We start from the raw sequence: 13,231 nt of genomic DNA, 5'->3' as shown, positions 1-13,231 counted from the left end.
GCCCCGTCATTCGGGGACTGGAATCAGATCGGGATCTCGACCACTTCCACGCCGAGCACCGCCTGCTCGTCCGGGTAGTGCACCAGCACGTCGGCGAGGAACGACTGCACCGCCGGTGCCAACCCCACGTCCCGGCCGGCCTGCTCGGACAGCCGCCAGCGGTGTTCGATCACCTGGGCGAACAGCTCGGACGGCTCGACCTTGCGGCGCAGGTGGGCGGGTACCGCCCGGATCACCGGTTCGAAGACCTCGGTCAGCCAGCGGTGCGCTGCCTGCTGCTCGTCGGTCAGATCGCTTTCCGCCCGGTAGGCGTCCAGGTCGTTGAGCAGCCGGCGGGCCTGGTTCTCCTCGGCGTCCAGACCGGTCAGGCGCAGCAGCCGCCGGGTGTGGTAGCCAGCGTCGACGACCTTCGGCCGGACCAGGTACGACCCGCGGTCGACCAGCGACATCGCCACCTCGGCGACGTCGAACCCGAGCTCGTTGAGCCGGCGGATGCGCCGTTCGATGTCGTGCCGCGACTCCCGCTCGACGTGCTGCTCGTAAGTGATTTCGTGCCACAGCCGTTCGTAGCGGGCGACCACTTCCTCGCTGACCTCCTCCGGGTCGATCGAGTCGTGCAGCAGCCCGGCCGCCTGCAGATCGAGCGCCTCGCCGAAGATGTTCACCCGGGCGATCTCCAGGTCCTCGCCGCGTTGGCCGTTGGACAGGCTGGGCCGCAGCGCGCCGGTCTCCGCGTCGACCAGATAGGCGGCGAACGCGCCCGCGTCCCGGCGGAACAGGGTGTTCGACAGCGAGCAGTCTCCCCAGAAGAAGCCGGTCAGGTGCATTCGGACCAGCAGCGCGGCGAGCGCGTCGAGCAGCCGGGCCAGGGTCTCCGGGCGCAGCTGGTTGGCGAACAGCGCCCGGTACGGCAGGGAGAACTGCAGGTGGCGGGTGATCAGTACCGGGTCGAGTGGCTCGCCGTCAGGGTCGGTGCGATCGGCCACGATCGCCACCGCCTCCACGGCCGGGAAGTCGATCCGTTCCAGCGCCCGCAGCAGGTCGTACTCGCGCTCGGCGACCCGCTCGCCGGTCTCCTTGACCGCGTAGACGGTGCCGGCGAGCCTGACGAAGCGGACGACGTGCCGGGAAATGCCCTGCGGCAGCGCTACCAGGTGGTCGGCAGGCCACTGCTCCAGCGGTGTCGACCAGGGCAGGTCGAGCAGCGCCGGATCCACAAGGGCCGAGGTGATCCGCACGGCATCAAGCATGACGGGTACGGCCTGCGGTCGCCGCTCTCCGTGGCTCGACTAACACTGCCTCTTCATCCCGTACTGCCCCGATAAGGGCAGTGCCGCAGCCGACATGTCGCGCTGCGGACACAGCATCGTCACGTCCTGCCCGTTGGGTAACGTGGCGGGCGTGCCGGAACCCGTCTCACCCCAGCCGACCGGTGCCCCGGTCGACCCGGCCGGCACCGGGCAGGTGAGTACTCCGCGCTCCGGTTGGTGGCTCGACGGTCTGCTACTGGTCGGCCTGGCCGGACTGACCGGGGCGCTGGCCACCGGGGTGTTTCTCGACACCGACCTGGCGATCCGTGACTGGGTGGACGCCAACCGCCCGCTGGCGGCGTACTGGATCGCCCGGGTGCTCAACTTCGCTGGCCAGGGCGGCTGGGTGCTCATCCCGCTGTCGAGCCTGCTGGCGCTCTGGCTGGCCGTACGGGTCCGCTCGGTGCGTCCGCTGCTGCCGGTGGCCGCCGTGCTGGTGCTGACCCTGGTGACCATCGGGCCGATGAAGGTGCTGCTGCCCCGGGGCTACCCCCACGACCTCGACGATCCGCGGCCGGAGCGGCTGTTCACCGATGCCACACCGGCGATGGCGTACCCGTCCGGGCACGTCGTCAACACCATCGTCTGGTACGCGGTGATCGCCCTGCTGATCACCGGACTGCTGCGCTCGTACGGCAAACCGGTGCCGCCGGGGCGGCCGTTCCCCGGCTACCTCACGCTGCGCGTGCTGCCCACGGTCATTGTCTTCTGCACCACGGTCTACCTCGGCTACCACTGGCTCACCGATTCGGTCGCCGGCCTGCTGCTCGGCCTGCTGCTGCTGCGCCTGCTGCAGCGGGTGCCGTGGGACGGCATACCGGTGCCGGCGCTGCCCAACGGCCTCCACCGCCGCGCGGGGTTGTCCTGATCCGGTGAGGCCCCGGGTGACCGCGCCTCAGCGCCAGACGCCGGCGCGCATGACTCGGCGTACCCGCAGGTCGTCGTCGAGCTCGACCAGGTCGGCGCGCAGGCCCGGAGCGATCGCCCCGACCGTGCCGGCCAAGCCGATCGCCGCCGCGGGGGTGGTGGCCGCCATCCGGCAGGCGTCGACGATGCCGATCCCGGCCCCGACCGCGCGGCGCAGCGCCGCGTCCATGGTGAGGGTGCTGCCGGCGATCGACCCGTCGCGGGCGAGGCGGGCCACCGAGCCGGCGACGACCACCGGCTGTCCGCCCAGCTCGTACTCCCCGTCAGGCATCCCGGCGGCGGCCATCGCGTCGGTGATCAGGACGGCCCGGCCGGGCCCGGCGACCGTCGCGGCGAAGGCGAGCGTGCCGTCGTGCAGGTGCACCCCGTCGGCGACCAGTTCACAGGCCACCCGGTCGTCGCCGAGCAGCGCGAACACCGGTCCGGGTTCGCGGTGATGAGGCGGGCGCATGCCGTTGAACAGGTGCGTACCGACACTGGCGCCGGCGTCGATGGCGGCCCGGGTCTGGTCGTAGCTGGCGTCGGTGTGTCCGATCGCGGCCACCACGCCGGCGCCGACCAGCTGGGTGATCGCGGCCAGCGCGCCGGCCCGTTCCGGTGCGAGGGTGACCATCCGGATGCTGCCACCGCCGAGGTCGAGCAGGCCGGCCAGCTCGTCCGGGTCGGGATCGCGCAGGTGCACCGGGTTCTGCGCGCCGCACCGCACCACCGACAGGTACGGTCCCTCGAAGTGCAGCCCGGCCAGGGTGCCGTCGGCGACCAGCGGGGCGTACGCCGTGACCGACGCGCGCATCAGCTCGACCGGCGACGACACCAGGCTGGCCAGCAGGGTGGTGGTGCCGTGGGACAGGTGGAAGGCGGCGGCTCGGCGGGCCGACGCGGCGTCACCGGTGGTGAAGGTGTCCCCGCTGCCGCCGTGGGTGTGGATGTCGACGAAGCCCGGCACGAGCCAGCCGGTCCCGGTCCCGGCCGCCTCGGACTCTGCCGCACGGACCGCCTCGACCGCCTCGACCGCCTCGACCGCCTCGACCGCGCTGATCGTGTCGCCGTCGACGGTGACACGACCCCGCTCGATGATCGCCTTCGGGGTGACCACCCGTCCGTGCAGCCGCACCACTACACCTGCACCCGGCTGACGTCACCCGACGACGGTATGGCGTCGGCCGCGAGCAGGGCGGCACCGAGGCAGCCCGCCTCGTCACCGAGCGCGGCCGGCACCAGCCGAGGCAGCCGGTGGAATGTCCGCTTAGCCCGCATCATCCGTCCCAGCGGGTCGAGCAGTTGCCCGCCGGCCTCGGCCAGCCCGCCGCCGAGCACCACGATCTCCGGATCGAACATCGCCTGGCCGATCAGCAGGCCGTCGGCCAGCGCGTCGATTGCCTCGGTCCATACTGTGGTGGCGACCGGATCGCCGTCGGCCGCCAACCGCGCCACCTCGGCGGCACCGGCCGGGTCGCGGCCGGCCTGCTCGGCGTACCGGCGGGCGACCGCGCCGGCCGAGGCGATCGCCTCCAGGCACCCGGCCTGTCGGCAGCCGCAGGCCGGCCCACCGGGGCGGACCACCACGTGGCCGAGTTCGCCGGCCGCGCCGTGCGCGCCGGAGTACGTCCTGCCGTCGACGACGGAAGCGGCGGCGATGCCGGTGCCGATCGCGATGAACAGCACGTGCCGGCTGCCTCGGGCGGCCCCGATCCGGGCTTCGGCGACACCGCCGGCCCGTACGTCGTGGCCGAGCGCCGCGGGCAGACCGGTCCGCGCCGCGACCAGGTCTCGCAGCGGTACGTCGCGGAAGCCGACATTGGCCGACCAGACCGCCGTCCCACTGGCCTCGTCGACGACACCGGGTACGGCGATGCCACTGGCCACCGGGGTGAGTCCACGGTCGCGGGCGGTGCCGGCCAGCTTCTCGGCGAGTTCGCAGATGGTCTCGGCGACGGCGGCCGGTCCACGGGCCGCCCAGGTCGGATGTCGCTCCGCGTGCCGTACGGCCCGGTCTGCCAGCCCGACGAGGGCACACTTGATTCCGGTGCCGCCGACATCGAGCGCGACGACGACTTCGCCTTCGTCGCCAGCTCCGTTGAGCGCGCTCACCGCAGGTCCGTGGCACTCATACGCGTCCGACACTCACGTGAGCACGACCGACCGGCTCAGGTGGCGGGGGTTGTCCGGGTCGAGCCCGCGGCTGGTGGCCAGGGCGACCGCGAACCGCTGGGCGAGGATCAGATCGGCCATCGGGTCGAGCGGCTGGCGGCCGGCCGTCCAACGACCGAGTACGCCGTACACGCCGTTGGTGCGGCTGTGCACGAACGCCGCGCCGGTGGCCGCCACGTCGTCGGCGAGGTGGTCGGGAATCTCGCCGAACGCCCACACCATCCGGTGCGGGCCGGCGACGGCGATCGGTCCGTGCCGGTAGTCCATCGCCGGATACGCCTCGGACCAGAAGGTCGCCGCTTCGCGGCACTTGAGCGCGGCCTCGTGGGCCAGCCCGACGGTCCAGCCACGGCCGAGGAAGGTGACCTGGTCGATCAGCGCCGGGCTGATCGGCAGCGGCGCGCGGACCGCGACCTCGGCGTCGGCGGCGAAGGAGGCGACGTCCTCGCCGAGGTGGGCGCGTAGCAGAGCCAGCACGCTGGTGGCGAAGCGGGTCTGAACGACCGACCGCTCGTCGGCGAAGGGCAGCGCGACGGCGTGGCCGGCCAACGCGGCGGCCGGCGAGTCCGGGTCACCGACGAGGACGGTGGTCCGCTGCCGGTCGTCGATCGCGGCGAGCAGGTCGGTGATCTCGGTGGTGGTGCCGGAGCGGCTGATCGCGATGATGCGGTCGTAGCGCCGGCCGGGTGGGAACTCCGATGCCTGGAAGGCATCGGTCTCTCCGTGGCCGGCCCGTTCGCGCAGTCCCGCGTAGGCCATCGCCATGAACCAGGAAGTGCCGCAGCCGACCACGGCGACCCGCTCGCCGTCGCGGGGCAGCGCACTCGCCGTGGCCATGCCGGCGGCCTGCCGCCAGCACTCGGGCTGACTGGCGATCTCGGCGTCGACGTAGGTCATCGCCACACTCCTTGCTGACCCTGCGATGCTGCGTGTTCCAGCTCAAACCAACAGGTTTTCGCGCGTCATTGTGCGTGCTCGCGTAAGCGACTGGCAACAAACCTCCTCGATCGCGCAGACGGAACTTTTGCCTTACAGGCGTTTCGCGCACTAGTGTGCAGCAGATCAGTCACCAATTGCGCAGCGCGGCGTCGGGAGGGATGCGGATGGACCGGTACGCACGGTGGAACACCCTGCTGGAGCTGCTGACCGACAGCGGCCGGATCACCGTCGAGGACGCCGCCGCCCGGCTCGACGTGTCCCAGGCGACCATTCGCCGGGACTTCGACCAGCTGGCCCAGCAGCAGATGATCACCCGTACCCGGGGTGGCGCGGTGGCCAACGGCGTCTCGTACGACCTGCCGTTGCGTTACAAGACCGCAAAACACTCGGCGGAGAAGCAGCGCATCGGTACCGCGGCGGCGTCGCTCGTGGCACCCGGCATGGTGGTCGGGCTCAACGGCGGCACCACCACCACCGAAGTGGCCCGCGCACTGGCCGTACGCCCGGATCTGAACACCAGCGCGGACGGCGCCCAACTGACCGTGGTCACCAACGCGCTGAACATCGCCAACGAGCTGCTGGTCCGTTCCCGGATGAAGATCGTCGTCGCCGGCGGGGTGGTCCGCCCGCAGTCGTTCGAGCTGGTCGGCCCGCTGGGTGGAGCGTTGCTGCGCGAAGTCACCCTCGATGTCGCCCTGCTGGGCGTCGACGCGATCGACCCGCAGCTCGGCGCCGCCGCCCACCATGAGGGCGAGGCGTCGATGAACGCGCTGATGGTGGCCCGTGCGAAACGGGTGGTGATCATCGCTGACTCGTCGAAGCTCGGCGGACACGCGTTCGCCCGGATCTGCCCGATCGAGCGGGTGGAAACCCTCGTGACCGACTCCGGCGCGGATCCGGCCACGGTGGCGGCCTTCCGCGAACTGGGCCTGACGGTGATCACCGCCTGAAGCGCCACACCCGCGTGCTGCCTCGCGTGCCACCCCGCTCGGCGCGACGACCGACGCGTATGGTGTGCGCTGTCCTGACGGCGTACGGGCGGAGACCGGTGGATGGCTGCCGTACTGGAGATCGACGGACTGCGCAAGACGTACCGGAGCAGCCGACGCGGGGTCCGACATGCCCTCGACGGCTTCGACATGCGGGTCGAAGCCGGCCAGGTGCACGGCTTCCTCGGGCCGAACGGGTCCGGCAAGACCACCACCTTGCGTACGCTGCTCGGCCTGGTCAGTGCGAACGGCGGCCGGATGGCGATCCTCGGCCGGCCGGTGCCCGAGCATCTTCCCGAGGTGGCGCGGCAGGTCGGGGCTATCGTGGAAAGTCCACAGTTCTTCCCGCACTTCACCGCCCGGGACACCCTCTCGCTGCTGGCCCAGGCCGGCGGGGTCGCGTCGCGGCGTGTGCCGGCGGTGCTGGATCTGGTCGGGCTGGCCGGCCGGGCCGGCGACCGGGTCCGGACCTACTCGCTGGGCATGCGACAACGGCTCGCCGTGGCGTCGGCGCTGCTGAAGGAGCCGGCGTTGCTGATCCTCGACGAGCCGGCCAACGGTCTCGATCCGGCCGGCATCCGGGAGATGCGCACCTTGATGCGTGATCTGGTCGCCGCCGGCACGACCGTGGTGCTGTCCAGCCACATCCTCGGCGAGATCCAGCTGATCTGCGATTCGGTGACGATCATCTCGCGGGGCCGGCGGGTCGCCGCCGGTCCGGTCGCCGAGGTGCTGGCCGCGCATTCCGGCGGCGGTCTTCGGGTACGTTTGGACGCCGTCGCCGACCTGCCGGCCGCCGAAGCGGTGCTGGTCGAAGCGGCGCCGGCCGGAGCCGCCGGCTCCGGGATCAGCGTCACCCGGCACGCCGATCACCTGCTGGTGTACGGGGTCGGGCAGCCGTCCTGGGTGACCCGTACGCTGGCCGCCGGCGACCTCTACGTCAGCGAACTCGCACCGGTCGCAGTGGATCTGGAAAGTGTCTTCCTCCACCTGACCGGCACCACGTCGGAGTCGGACCAGGCGGGAGCCGAGCGGTGAATCTCTACCGGGCCGAATTGCGCCGGCTCGTCAAGCGCCGCTTCGTCCGCTATCTCGTGTTTGCCAGCCTGCTGGTGCTCGCCATCGTCGCCGTCGGGACGTTCCTCGGCAACCAGAAGGTCGACCCGCAGGCGGTGGCCGAGGCGGAACAAGCCGCCCAACAGCAGTACGAGCTCAGTCTCGCCGACAGCGAGCGATGGCGTACCGAGTGCGAGGAGAGCAAGCGGTCGGGTGCGGCGGACACGGGCGGGTTCCCGGCCGACTGCGCCGCCATCACCCCGCCCACCCGGGACATGTTCCGGGCGCAGATGTTCCTGCCGCCGACGTTCGAGTTCCGTGACCAGTTCCGGGCGACTCTCTACACGTTCGTCAGCCTGCTGCTGCTCACCTTCTTCGCGGTCGGCGCCTCCTTCGTCGGTGCCGAGTGGACCTCGGGCGGCATGATGAACCTGCTGCTGTGGCGGCCCCGGCGGCTGCAGGTGCTGCTCACCAAGCTTGCCGCGCTGCTGACCGGAGTGCTGGCGGTGACGGTGCCCGCCGCACTCGCCTGGACGGCGGGGTTCTGGCTGATCGCGACCAACCGTGGGGTGACCGCCGGGATGACCGCCGGAGCGTGGCGCTCGGTCGCCCTGACGGAGGTCCGCTCGGTGGTGCTGGTGGTCGCCGCGGCCATGGTCGGATTCGGGCTGGCCACGATCGGTCGGCATACCGCGCTCGCCCTCGGCGGGGCGCTCGGGTTCCTGGTGGTCGTGCAGGCCGGACTCGGCTTTCTCGCGGGGGAGGTGCGCTACCCGGAGTTGTTGATAATCCCCACCTACTGGATCGCCTGGATGGACTCCTCGATGGAGATCATCGACTGGCGGGCATGCGGCGGTGGCTCGGCCGGCTGCGTGCCGCCGTCCATCGAGGTCACCTGGCTGCACACCGGCGGCCTGATCGCGGTCGTGGTGCTGGCGGTGCTCGGCGTGGCGGCCTGGACGATGCGCCGGCGCGACATCACCTGATGCGCCCGGCGCGGGCTGGCGATTACGCTGGTGAGGTGCCGGCTGCTGACGAAACCCGGACCGGGTCCGGACCGGACGCGGGCCCGCAGCCTGCGGCGGGTGCCCCGACGAGTGTTCCCCGGCAGCGCACCGACGGCGAGTCCGCGGCCGGGACGGACCGGGCGGCGGCCCCGCTGGGCGAACGTGAACAGCGGATTCTCGACTTCGAACGGCAGTGGTGGAAACACGCCGGTGCCAAGGAACAGGCGATTCGCGACACCTTCGGGCTCTCGGCGACCCGCTACTACCAGTTGCTCAACCAGCTGCTGGACGATCCGGCCGCGCTCGCCGCCGAGCCGGTGCTGGTGGCTCGGCTCCGCCGGCTGCGGGCCGCGCGGTCCCGCGCCCGACGCCGGTGAAGACCGGAGACTACTTCTCGTACATCCGCAGGCCGTTACCGAGGGCGAGGAAGGTCGGTGCCCACTCGCCGACGAAGATGCCCCACCTGTCGGCCCGCTCGATGCCGGCCTTTTCGAACCGCTTGGACAACATCCAGCTGGCGAAGGAGATGGCGATACTGGCCATGCCGGCCAGATACATGTGTTCGGCCCGTACACCTTTTTCATGCATTTGCTGCAACATCTGCTGACCCCCTGTGTCCCCGGGTATCGCTCGTGCGCGCCGCGCGGCCCACGATCCTCGACACCCACTTACCGGCCACGCTACCTTCAGTGGTAGACCAAACTCGGAGAGTTAGCGAGATGCTCAGGGTGATTCCCGACCACCACCGGGCGCGATGACCAGCACCAGCACCCGCACCCGCGCCGTGCCGACGGCGCCGCCGGTGATGCGTGTCGACGCGTGCTCGGTCGCGGCGCCCGGTCAACCGGACAACGAAGACCAGATGTTCCAGTACGGCGGACTGGTCGGCGTACTGGACGGGGCGACCGCACCGGCCGGATTCGAGACCGGATGTGTACATGGGCCTGCCTGGTACGTCCGGCGACTCGCCGCCCGGCTCGGTCTCGCCGCCGCGCCGGCGTCCACCGCGTCCACCGCGTCGAGCGTGTCGACGTCCGCCCGACCCATGTCCGCCGTGCCGCTCACGGACATTCTGTCCGACGCGATCCGGGCGGTGCGCGACGATCACGGCGGTAGCTGCGATCTCGACCACCCGGGTATCCCGTCGGCGACCGTCTGCCTGCTCCGCCAGGTCGGCGGGCACCTCGACTATCTGGTGCTTGGCGACAGTCCACTGCTGTTCGACGCGGACGGGCAGGTCGGCGTGGTGGCCGACGACCGCCTGGTCGCCGCCATGAGCAAGCTGTGGGGCGGCCCCCGGCCGCCCGGCCCGCCTGCGGCGGACCCGGCCGCCGCCGACGAGCAGTACCGGCGGGCGGTCCGGTGGCAGCGGCAGCACACCAACCAACCGGACGGCTACTGGATCGCCGCGGCCGATCCAGCCGCCGCGGCCAAGGCGCTGTGCGGCACCCTCCCGCTGACCGGTCCGGGGCGCATCCGGCGGGCGGCCCTGCTCAGCGACGGGGCGACCCGGGCGGTCGAGGAATTCGACCTGGTCGACTGGCCGGGCCTGCTGGACCTGCTGACCCGCGTCGGCCCGGCCGAACTGATCCGGCGGGTCCGCGTCGCGGAGCGGGACAGCGACAACCGCGACCAGCCGCCCCGCTACAAACGTCACGACGACGCGACCGCCATATTGTGCCAGTTCGATGACGGATGATGCTGCCCGTCGATGTGGCCTGACCTGGAACTACAGCTCACCGCAGCGGCCGTGGGCGGGCGCCGACTGGCCAGCCGCGCCGCTGGGGCGTTTCGTGCGAGGCGGCACTGAGCAATTAACCACTGCAGGAGCCACTCGCTGGGTAGGTGGAGGGCGCGGAATGAGTAAGGCGGAACCGGCACTGGCCTGGAAGACTACCGCCGTGCGGCACGACGTGCGGTTGATACCGATGAGCGACGCCCTGCTGGAGCCGTTGCTCTCCACCGCCGTGGCCGAAGCCGATCCGGGCGAGGTCATGCCGCCGGTGCCGGGCCCCGTCGGCTGGACCGCCGCCCGCCGCGACGCGTTCCGCGACTTCTACCGATCCCACTTCGACGGTGCGCGTTGCGGACCGACCGGCACCATTCTGTACGCGATCACCGTCGACGGTGACGACGTCGTCGGCGGCATCCGGCTCACCCGACTCGACGCACCGGCCGGGGCGCTGGAAACCGGCATCTGGCTCGGTCGCTCGGCTCGTGGCCGGGGCATCGGTTCGGCGGCGCTGCGCGCGGTCTTCGAAGAAGCCGCCCGGCTGGGCGCCCGGCTCGTCGTGGCCCGGACCACCGTGACCAACCGGTACGCGATCAACCTGCTGCGCCGCTGCGGTGCGGTGATCGAAGTCGAGCAGGGCCAGGTCCACGCCCGGTTCTGGCTGGACGAGGCGTTCAGCACCGACTTAGCCGGCTAGCAGGCAATAGGCTCATCCGGCTAGCGGGCCGCCTGCTGATCAGCGTACGCGGCCAGCCAGGCGACCTGGGCCGGATCCAGCGACGGCCGGATCCGTTCCCGAGCCACGGTGACGTGCGTGCCCGTCACCGATGAAGCCTCCAGGGACTCCCGCATCGCGGCGAGTGCCGCCTCGCGTACCAGGGCGGCGCAGTCCGCCGCCGAGAAGCCGGCGAGCGTATCGCCCAGCTCGGCCAGGTCGACGTCGGCGGCCAGCGGCACCGACCTGGCCGCCGCCCGCAGGATCTCCACCCGCGCGGCGGCGTCCGGCGGCGGCACGTACACCAGCCGTTCCAACCGGCCCGGCCGCAGCAGTGCCGGATCGACCAGGTCCGGCCGGTTCGTCGCGCCGATCACCACCACGTTGCGCAGCGCCTCCACCCCGTCGAGCTCGGTGAGCAGCGCCGCCACCACCCGGTCGGTGGTACCGCCGTCCGATGCCTGCCCCCGCACCGGCGCCAACGCGTCGACCTCGTCCAGGAAGACCAGCGTCGGCGCCGCCTCGCGGGCCCGGCGGAACAGCTCCCGTACCGCCCGCTCGCTCTCGCCCACCCACTTGGACAGCAGCTCGGCGCCCTTGACCGACAGCACGTTCGCCTTTCCGGTGCCAGCCAACGCGGTCACCAAAAACGTCTTGCCGCAACCGGGCGGACCGTAGAGCAGCACCCCGCGCGGCGGCTGCACGCCGAGCCGGGCGAACGTGTCCGGATAGGTCAGCGGCCACAGCACCGACTCGGTCAAGGTCTGCTTGACCTCGACCATGTCGCCGACGTCGTCCAGCGTGACCCGGGCCAGCTCCAGCGTGGACGACGACATCGAGGTCGGTCGTACCACCTCCAGCGCGGTGTCGAAATCGGCCGGCGTCACCACCGGTGCCGCGACCGACTTCTGCCGCAGCGCCGCCCGTACCCCGGCCTCGCGGACCAGCGCGGCCAGGTCGGCGGCGACGAACCCGGGGGTACGCCCGGCGATACCGTCGAGGCGGACCCCGTCCTCCAGCGGCATACCCCGGGTCAGCACCGCCAGTTGCTCGCGGCGCATCGCCGCGTCCGGCAGCGGTACCGCGATCTGCACCGCCAGCAGGTCCGGTCGACGCAGGCCGGGATCCAGCGACTCCGGGTGGCTCGTGGTGCAGACCACCGCCGCGCCGGCCGCCACCGTTTCGGCGAGCATCTGACGGAACACCGTCGCCAGTGGCCCCGGCTGGTCACGCGGGGCGAGCGCGTCCACGTCGGAGACCAGCAGCACCGCCGGCCCACCGTGGCGGACCGCGGTCGCGGCGGCCCGCAGCCGCTGGGCCGCCGCGTCGTTGGTCAGCGCGGCGATCTCCGGCGCCCACAGCGCCCGCACCTCGGCACCGACCGCACCGGCCACCGCTCGGACCAGCGCCGACTTGCCGGACCCCGCGGGGCCGCTGAGCAGCACCCCGAGCGAGACGGTGGTGCCGAGCCGGGCGAGCACCTCACGGTGGTGGAAACCGAGGTCGAGGAGTTCGGTCAGCTCGTCGGCCTGGGCGCGCAATCCCGGTAGGTCGTCCAGGCTCGGCGGCGGCTCGTCAAGCTGGTCCGTCGCGGCCCGGTCCGGACCGTCACGGCCCAGCCCGGCCGCCTGCGGTGAGCCGGCCGGCGGTGAGCCGGCCGGCGGAGCAGTGGCGGTGCCTGCCGCCGGGCGCACGTCAGCCCCGGTGGACCCGTGCGTCACCGGTCCGTGCTGCCAGCCCACCACGGTGTCCATGGTGACCAGCACGGCTCCGTCCGAGACGGATCCACCGGCTGCCTCGGCGGCGGTGACGGTGAGCAAGGTGCTGGTCCAGCCGTACCCGACGGTGTTCGCCAGGCTGCGCCGGGCGGCCTCGATCATCCGCCGGGTCGCCGGCTCGGGCAGCACGTCCTGCGGCAACAGCGACACGTTGTCACCGGCGGTGACCACCTTGCCGAGCAGCGCCAGACGCAGCATCTCCGGGCTGACCAGCGCGATGATCTCCGCCGGCCCGTCCAGCATCACCTGGCGGGCGGCCACCTCCGGCACCGGGGAGACGGTGACCTGGCCGCCGTCGCGCAGACCGATGTTGCCGAGGATGAGATCGTCGGCGTACAGCAGGGCGCGGCTGGCGCCGCTGTCGGCCCGCGCGGCGATCCCGGCGCTGGTCCGCCGCCCGGCCAGCCGGACCGGATCCCCGGCGGCGACTCCGAGCGCGGCCAGCACCGCGGGATGCAGCCGGACGATGCCCCGCCGGGCGTCCAGCGCCGCTGGACGCAGGCTTGCCGTCAAGGTCAGCTCTCGGTCGGCCACCCGCCGAGACTATCCGTCGCACGCCCGCTGAGAGGGTTCACAGGTACGGGCCGATCGTGCGCCGTACCGTGTGGCACATGCCGACTCCGATGT

Annotated in this window: 13 protein-coding genes; 7 read left to right on the top strand and 6 right to left on the bottom strand. The window is 72.0% G+C overall.

Translation table 11 applies throughout. The annotated features are described in order from the left end of the window. Positions 1-23 precede the first annotated feature (23 nt). Complete coding sequence (locus ACN27F_RS14780; protein WP_421434037.1) at positions 24-1,250, bottom strand: DUF4032 domain-containing protein; 1,227 nt, start codon at positions 1,248-1,250, stop codon at positions 24-26. Positions 1,251-1,401: 151 nt separating this feature from the next. Between ACN27F_RS14780 and ACN27F_RS14775 the strand changes: the two genes are divergently transcribed. Then, a complete protein-coding gene (locus ACN27F_RS14775; RefSeq protein ID WP_421434035.1) occupies positions 1,402-2,178 on the top strand; it encodes a phosphatase PAP2 family protein in 777 nt (258 codons plus the stop codon). A gap of 27 nt (positions 2,179-2,205) precedes the next feature. Here ACN27F_RS14775 and nagA read toward each other — a convergent pair whose 3' ends face one another. Genes nagA through ACN27F_RS14760 form a run of 3 tightly spaced genes read right to left on the bottom strand, consistent with a single transcriptional unit; the run spans position 2,206 to position 5,285 of the window. Then, the gene (gene nagA / locus ACN27F_RS14770; protein ID WP_421440214.1) at positions 2,206-3,345 is read right to left on the bottom strand and encodes an N-acetylglucosamine-6-phosphate deacetylase; all 1,140 of its coding nucleotides are present in this window, start codon (positions 3,343-3,345) and stop codon (positions 2,206-2,208) included. Between the two features lie 8 nt (positions 3,346-3,353). Further along, positions 3,354-4,328 carry an ROK family protein gene (locus ACN27F_RS14765; protein ID WP_421434034.1) on the bottom strand — a complete coding sequence of 325 codons (975 nt, stop codon included), beginning with the start codon at positions 4,326-4,328 and terminating at the stop codon, positions 3,354-3,356. Positions 4,329-4,361: 33 nt separating this feature from the next. After that, complete coding sequence (locus tag ACN27F_RS14760) at positions 4,362-5,285, bottom strand: SIS domain-containing protein (protein WP_421434032.1); 924 nt, start codon at positions 5,283-5,285, stop codon at positions 4,362-4,364. 206 nt (positions 5,286-5,491) lie between these two features. Between ACN27F_RS14760 and ACN27F_RS14755 the strand changes: the two genes are divergently transcribed. The 4 genes from ACN27F_RS14755 to ACN27F_RS14740 all read left to right on the top strand — a co-directional run bounded on the left by ACN27F_RS14755 (position 5,492) and on the right by ACN27F_RS14740 (position 8,756). Then, the gene (locus ACN27F_RS14755) at positions 5,492-6,277 is read left to right on the top strand and encodes a DeoR/GlpR family DNA-binding transcription regulator (protein ID WP_421434030.1); all 786 of its coding nucleotides are present in this window, start codon (positions 5,492-5,494) and stop codon (positions 6,275-6,277) included. A 102-nt stretch (positions 6,278-6,379) separates the two neighbouring features. Next, the gene (locus ACN27F_RS14750) at positions 6,380-7,354 is read left to right on the top strand and encodes an ABC transporter ATP-binding protein (protein ID WP_421434029.1); all 975 of its coding nucleotides are present in this window, start codon (positions 6,380-6,382) and stop codon (positions 7,352-7,354) included. Further along, the gene (locus tag ACN27F_RS14745) at positions 7,351-8,358 is read left to right on the top strand and encodes an ABC transporter permease subunit (protein WP_421434027.1); all 1,008 of its coding nucleotides are present in this window, start codon (positions 7,351-7,353) and stop codon (positions 8,356-8,358) included. The genes ACN27F_RS14750 and ACN27F_RS14745 overlap by 4 nt, the downstream gene beginning before the upstream one ends. Continuing rightward, positions 8,358-8,756, top strand: coding sequence for a DUF3263 domain-containing protein (locus ACN27F_RS14740; RefSeq protein ID WP_421434026.1), 399 nt, complete (start codon positions 8,358-8,360; stop codon positions 8,754-8,756). The genes ACN27F_RS14745 and ACN27F_RS14740 overlap by 1 nt, the downstream gene beginning before the upstream one ends. Before the next feature lie 10 nt (positions 8,757-8,766). Here ACN27F_RS14740 and ACN27F_RS14735 read toward each other — a convergent pair whose 3' ends face one another. Then, on the bottom strand, positions 8,767-8,979 hold the full coding sequence (locus ACN27F_RS14735; protein WP_421434025.1) for a hypothetical protein: 213 nt from the start codon (positions 8,977-8,979) through the stop codon (positions 8,767-8,769). 154 nt (positions 8,980-9,133) lie between these two features. Here ACN27F_RS14735 and ACN27F_RS14730 point away from each other — a divergent pair, with 154 nt between their 5' ends. Together ACN27F_RS14730 and ACN27F_RS14725 are read left to right on the top strand one after the other, a co-directional pair. After that, positions 9,134-10,078 carry a hypothetical protein gene (locus ACN27F_RS14730; protein WP_421434024.1) on the top strand — a complete coding sequence of 315 codons (945 nt, stop codon included), beginning with the start codon at positions 9,134-9,136 and terminating at the stop codon, positions 10,076-10,078. Between the two features lie 202 nt (positions 10,079-10,280). Further along, positions 10,281-10,808 carry a GNAT family N-acetyltransferase gene (locus tag ACN27F_RS14725; RefSeq protein ID WP_421440213.1) on the top strand — a complete coding sequence of 176 codons (528 nt, stop codon included), beginning with the start codon at positions 10,281-10,283 and terminating at the stop codon, positions 10,806-10,808. 20 nt (positions 10,809-10,828) lie between these two features. Here ACN27F_RS14725 and ACN27F_RS14720 read toward each other — a convergent pair whose 3' ends face one another. Then, positions 10,829-13,138: an AAA family ATPase gene (locus ACN27F_RS14720; RefSeq protein WP_421434023.1), complete on the bottom strand. Its 2,310-nt coding sequence runs from the start codon at positions 13,136-13,138 to the stop codon at positions 10,829-10,831. Positions 13,139-13,231: the final 93 nt, after the last annotated feature.

The organism is Solwaraspora sp. WMMB335, assembly GCF_049179075.1.
Lineage (GTDB): Bacteria > Actinomycetota > Actinomycetes > Mycobacteriales > Micromonosporaceae > Micromonospora_E.
The sequence above is the reverse complement of the archived record's forward strand: the minus strand, read 5'-3'. Positions and strand labels throughout refer to the sequence as shown.

What these genes read in the sequence shown, in the direction of transcription:
- ACN27F_RS14735 (WP_421434025.1), bottom strand. Translation starts at nt 8,979, where the DNA reads ATGTTGCAGCAAATGCATGAAAAAGGTGTACGGGCCGAACACATGTAT.
- ACN27F_RS14760 (WP_421434032.1), bottom strand. Translation starts at nt 5,285, where the DNA reads ATGACCTACGTCGACGCCGAGATCGCCAGTCAGCCCGAGTGCTGGCGG.
- ACN27F_RS14740 (WP_421434026.1), top strand. Translation starts at nt 8,358, where the DNA reads ATGCGCCCGGCGCGGGCTGGCGATTACGCTGGTGAGGTGCCGGCTGCT.
- ACN27F_RS14750 (WP_421434029.1), top strand. Translation starts at nt 6,380, where the DNA reads ATGGCTGCCGTACTGGAGATCGACGGACTGCGCAAGACGTACCGGAGC.
- ACN27F_RS14780 (WP_421434037.1), bottom strand. Translation starts at nt 1,250, where the DNA reads ATGCTTGATGCCGTGCGGATCACCTCGGCCCTTGTGGATCCGGCGCTG.
- ACN27F_RS14730 (WP_421434024.1), top strand. Translation starts at nt 9,134, where the DNA reads ATGACCAGCACCAGCACCCGCACCCGCGCCGTGCCGACGGCGCCGCCG.
- ACN27F_RS14755 (WP_421434030.1), top strand. Translation starts at nt 5,492, where the DNA reads ATGGACCGGTACGCACGGTGGAACACCCTGCTGGAGCTGCTGACCGAC.